Raw genomic sequence first — 5,224 nt, forward strand, 5'->3', positions numbered from 1 at the left:
ACACCGGCAGCGATGGCTTGCTGCAGTTCGTCAACTGATGGCGCCGCTTGTGCAGTGGCTTGTGCAAGGTCGGTGCTGGAGTCCGGATTGCTGCCACTCCACTGAGTGTCGCGGCCCAGGTCCAGGGTCCGCCCGTCAGCCAGTTCAAGGGTAATGGCGCCGGCGGCACCGGTGTCCACTTGGTCGCCCACAAACAACCGGTCGCCTTCAACGAGTACGCGGCGGATGCCCTCTGGGGACACCGCGAAAACCTGACCAACAATGCTTTTGACGATGGCAACAACACTGCTCATTGAAGACTCTCCGGGTGTCACGTTCAGTTGACTTCCATGAACCGCTCGGGCGCGTTCGCCGATCGGGGCTGGACGTTCTTACAAAATTCGATACATAACTTTGACGCTCGAATCGTCAATAATTTGGCTATATTCTTTCGAAATTAACTTTATGCCAAACTATTGACCTTATGGGAGTCATCCTAAACAATCGTCCAAGTAATGTCACATTGATATTTAAGCGGCGACCTGTCCTACAGCGTGTGATCCAGTTCCGATTTTGAACTTTCCGACATACGGTCATTCCGGTTGCCATCATGCGATGCAGCGCCATGTTCTGCAGTGATTCAAGACAAGAAGTCCCGGGAATTCCATCTATGCGTTTGCACCTGTTCAAGGTTCTACCCTTCGCCTTTGCCGCCAGCGTTGTTCAGGCGCAAACCCTTCCGCAGGCCATGCAACAGGCACTGGATGTCCATCCGGAAATCCAGGCAGGGGTCAATAGTCGGCTGGCCGCGGATTATCAATTAAAGGCTGCAAAAGGTGGATACCTGCCACGGGTCGATCTGCTGGGCGGTTATGGTCGCGAAGGCACCGACAGTGTCTCCACCCGTGCCGCTGGCGGCAGCAACCACTGGGAAACGCTGAACCGGAGCGAGTCAAGTTTACGTCTGTCACAGATGGTTTTTGACGGTTTTGCGACGTCCAGCGAAGTGGGGCGTCAACAAGCCACCGTTAATTCCCGTGCTTATTCCTTGATGGGCACCTCGGAACGCACCGCGTTGACCGTCGCTCAGGTTTATCTCGATGTGCTGACCCGCCGCGAATTCGTGCGCCTGGCCGAAGACAACCTGAAAAACCACGAACGGATTTTTGACCAGATCAAATTGCGCACCCAGCGCGGCGTGGGCAGCGGCGCCGATCTCGATCAGGCCGAAGCACGCATGGCCCAGGCCCGCAACAACCTGATCACCGAGCAGACCAACCTGGCAGACGCCCAAACCAACTTCCTCAGTGCCGTCGGCCAAATGCCCGATCAACTGGAGCGGCCTGCCGATTTTATGGCGCTGTTGCCAGCCAACCTGAATGAAGCCCGGGCGCAGATGCTGGAAAACAGCCCGATCCTGCGTTCCGCCGAATCGGATATCGCTGCTGCCGAGAAACAGTACGAAGCCGCCAAGTCGAGCTTCTACCCGCGCTTCGATGCCGAACTGGGTCGCACCGCCGACAACGACCTCGATGGTCAGAACGGTCACAACAACGAATGGCAGGCCATGCTGCGCATGCGCTTCAATTTGTTTGCCGGTGGCAGCAACAAGGCCGATCTGGAATCCAAGTCCTACCTGTCGAACCAGGCGCTGGATATTCGCAACAACGCCCTGCGCGTGTTGAATGAAGAACTGGGCCTGGCCTGGAATGCCCTGAACAACGCCAACGCCCAGGTGCCGATCGCCCAGCAATATGTCGATCGCAGCGCCAGCGTGCGCGGCGCGTATCAGAAGCAATTCAGCCTCGGCGAACGGACGCTACTTGACTTGCTCGACAGTGAAAACGAGCTGTTCACCGCTTCCCGTCGGCTGGTCGAGATCAAAAACATTCAGTTATTTACTCAGTACCGAATCAAGGCGACCATGGGCGAATTGCTCAAAAGTCAGGGCGTGGTCGCACCGTTGGCATCCGTTGTGCAGAATGACGTGAAGCCCAAGGTCCAGCTGCCTGGGATGAATTGAGTCCTGCCCCATTTCAACTGTTAGCTAGCCAAGAGTGTCGAGCGTGGAATCAGAAGTCAGTCGAGTTCAACTCATTCATGATCCACGCGCGCTGCATGACGATCCGTTACTGGACGGCCTGCTAGCCCTCTGCACTTTGCACCAGAAGCCGGCCAGCGCGGCGATGCTGACCACCGGCCTGCCGTTGCCCAAACAGCGCCTGAGCGTCGAACTGCTGCCTCGTGCGGCCGCTCGCGCCGGGCTGCAAGGGCGGGTGCTGCAACGCAAACTGGAGCAGATTCCGGCGATCGCCATGCCGGCGCTGTTGCTGCTCAAGGACGGACGCAGTGCGGTGCTGCTCGGCTGGCACGGTGAAGACCAGGCCCGCTTGCTGCTCAGTGAAAGCGATGGTGGCGAAGTCTGCGTCAGTCGTGAACTGCTCGCCGACGACTACATCGGCAAAGTGTTCTTCGCCCAACCCCAGCACAAATTCGACGTTAACCATGGCACGCTGATCCCGCGCGCGCGTTCATGGTTTCGCGACACCCTCAAGCGTTCGCGCTGGCTTTACGTCGACGCCATCGCTGCCAGTCTGCTGATCAATATCATCGCCATGGCCGCGCCGCTGTTCGTGATGAATGTCTACGACCGCGTGGTGCCGAACCAGGCCGAATCGACCCTTTGGGTGCTGGCCATCGGCATCACCGGCGCTTATGTGTTCGACCTGATTCTCAAGAGCCTGCGCAGTCTGTGCCTGGACCTGGCGGGCAAGAAAACCGACCTGATCATTTCAGCGACGCTGTTTGAGCGCATCGTCGGCATGGCCATGAAGTACCGCCCGGCGCGGGTCGGCAGCTTCGCCCAGAACATCCATGAATTTCAGAGCCTGCGCGACTTCCTCGCGTCGCTGACCCTCACCAGCCTGATCGACCTGCCATTTACGCTGTTGATCTTCCTGGTCATCGCGATCCTCGGCGGGCATCTGGTGTGGATTCCGGTGCTGGCGTTCCCGATTGCGCTGCTGATCGGTTATGCCTTGCAGAAGCCGCTGGTGGCGACCATGGAGCGAACCATGGCCCTGGGCGCCGAGCGCCAGTCGAGCCTGATCGAAACCCTCGCCGGTCTTGATGCGGTCAAGGTCAACAACGCTGAAAGCGAGCGCCAGTACCAGTGGGAACAGACTATCGGCACCCTCAGCCGCCTTGAGCTGCGGGTGAAAATGCTGTCCGGTATGGCGATGAACATCACCTTGCTGATTCAGCAATTGGCCGGGGTGATCATGATCGTCTTCGGCGTGTACCAGATCATTGCCGGCAACCTGAGCATGGGCGGTTTGATCGCCTGTTACATGCTCAGCGGTCGTGCCCTCAGCCCGCTGGCCTCGCTGTCCGGTCTGCTGACCCGCTACCAGCAAGCCCGTGTGACCATGACCTCGGTCGATCAGATGATGGAGTTGCCCCAGGAGCGCAATTTCGACGAGCGTCCGCTGAGCCGCAAGGTCCTGCAAGGCGCCGTTGAATGCCGTCAGCTGACCTTCACCTATCCGAATCAACAGAACCCCGCGCTGAAGGGCATCAACCTGATCATCAAGCCAGGCGAGAAGATCGGCATCATCGGTCGCAGCGGCTCGGGCAAAAGCTCCCTGGCTAAACTGCTGGTGGGCCTCTATCAGCCGGACGACGGCGCGCTGCTGGTGGATGGTGTGGATATCCGCCAGATCGACGTCAGCGAGCTGCGCCACAACATTGGCTACGTGCCTCAGGACATCCAATTGCTCGCCGGTACGTTGCGCGACAACCTGGTGTCGGGCGCGCGCTATGTCGAAGACGAATTGGTGCTGCAAGCCGCGGAACTGGCTGGCGTCCACGAGTTCGCCCGCCTGCATCCGCAAGGTTATGAACTGCAAGTTGGTGAGCGTGGGCAGAACCTGTCCGGCGGTCAGCGCCAGAACGTGGCTCTGGCCCGAGCGCTGCTGCTCAACCCGCCGATCCTGTTGCTGGACGAACCCACCAGCGCCATGGACAACACTGGCGAAGAGCGCCTGAAACAACGCCTCGCTGCCGTGGTGGAAAACAAGACCGTGGTGCTGGTGACGCACCGGGCTTCGCTGTTGTCGCTGGTGGATCGCCTGCTGGTGATCGACCGCGGGCAGATTCTCGCCGATGGCCCGAAAGCCGCCGTGATGGAAGCGTTGAAAAAGGGGCAGATCAGTGTTGCTTAAGTCTGGGGTCAAAGAATCCATCCGCCGCTACTTCAAAGGCTCCGCGTCGCTGCAAGGCCAACCCCTTCCCGAGGTCAACAAAGCGCTGATCGAGGACGCCCCGCGCGTGGTGCGGTTGACGATCTGGGCGATCATCGGCTTCTTCGTGTTCCTGATGCTGTGGGCCAATTTTGCGGTGATCGATGAAGTCACCAAGGGTGACGGCAAGGCGATTCCGTCGTCGAAGATCCAGAAAATCCAGAACCTTGAGGGCGGCATCGTTTCCGAGTTGTTCGTCAAGGAAGGGCAAATCGTCGAGGCTGGCGCGCCGCTGATACGTCTGGACGACACACGGTTTGCCTCCAATGTTGGCGAAACCGAGGCCGATCGGCTGTCGATGCTGTTGCGCGTGGAGCGCTTGAGCGCCGAGGTCGATGACCGTCCGTTGAATTTCCCCGCTGATGTGCTCAAAGCTGTACCCGGCCAGGCCGCCAGCGAACAGTCGTTGTACATCAGTCGTCGTCAGCAACTGCACGATGAGATCGGTGGCTTGCAGGAACAGTTGATCCAGAAGCAGCAGGAGCTGCGTGAGTTCACCTCCAAGCAGGCCCAGTACCGCAGCGGTCTGTCCTTGCAGCGTCAGGAAATCGCCATGTCCGAGCCGTTGGTGGCTCAGGGCGCGGTATCCCCGGTCGAGGTATTGCGACTCAAGCGTGCCGAGGTCGAAACCCGCGGCCAATTGGACGCCACCACCCTGGCGATCCCTCGCGCCGAATCGGCGATCAAGGAAGTGCAGCGCAAGATCGATGAGACTCGCGGTAAATTCCGCAGCGAAGCCCTGACTCAACTCAACGAAGCGCGCACCGATCTGAACAAGGCACAGGCGACCGGCAAGGCGCTGGAAGACCGGGTCAGCCGGACACTGGTGACATCGCCGGTACGTGGCATCGTCAACAAATTGCTGGTGAACACCATCGGCGGCGTGATCCAGCCGGGCAGCGACCTGGTAGAAATCGTGCCGCTGGACGACACCTTGCTGGTGG

General features: G+C 59.4%; 4 protein-coding genes. 3 read left to right on the forward strand and 1 reads right to left on the reverse strand.

Annotation, left to right across the window (positions count from 1 at the left end):
* On the reverse strand, positions 1-293 hold a 293-nt coding region (locus tag AC1DLB_RS20520; RefSeq protein ID WP_477785543.1), incomplete at its 3' end, for a retention module-containing protein.
* A 356-nt stretch (positions 294-649) separates the two neighbouring features.
* Here AC1DLB_RS20520 and AC1DLB_RS20525 point away from each other — a divergent pair.
* The 3 genes from AC1DLB_RS20525 to AC1DLB_RS20535 all read left to right on the forward strand — a co-directional run.
* The gene (locus AC1DLB_RS20525) at positions 650-2,002 is read left to right on the forward strand and encodes a TolC family outer membrane protein (protein WP_018929411.1); all 1,353 of its coding nucleotides are present in this window, start codon (positions 650-652) and stop codon (positions 2,000-2,002) included.
* 43 nt (positions 2,003-2,045) lie between these two features.
* Positions 2,046-4,202, forward strand: a complete 2,157-nt coding sequence (locus AC1DLB_RS20530; protein WP_477779362.1) for a type I secretion system permease/ATPase — start codon at positions 2,046-2,048, stop codon at positions 4,200-4,202.
* Positions 4,192-5,224: HlyD family type I secretion periplasmic adaptor subunit (locus AC1DLB_RS20535; protein WP_477785544.1), on the forward strand; the 1,033-nt coding region annotated here is incomplete at its 3' end. The genes AC1DLB_RS20530 and AC1DLB_RS20535, both read left to right, overlap by 11 nt.

This window comes from Pseudomonas sp. 05N434 (assembly GCF_056396965.1).

Coding starts and splice junctions, on each gene's coding strand:
- AC1DLB_RS20525 (WP_018929411.1), top strand. CDS start 650: ATGCGTTTGCACCTGTTCAAGGTTCTACCCTTCGCCTTTGCCGCCAGC.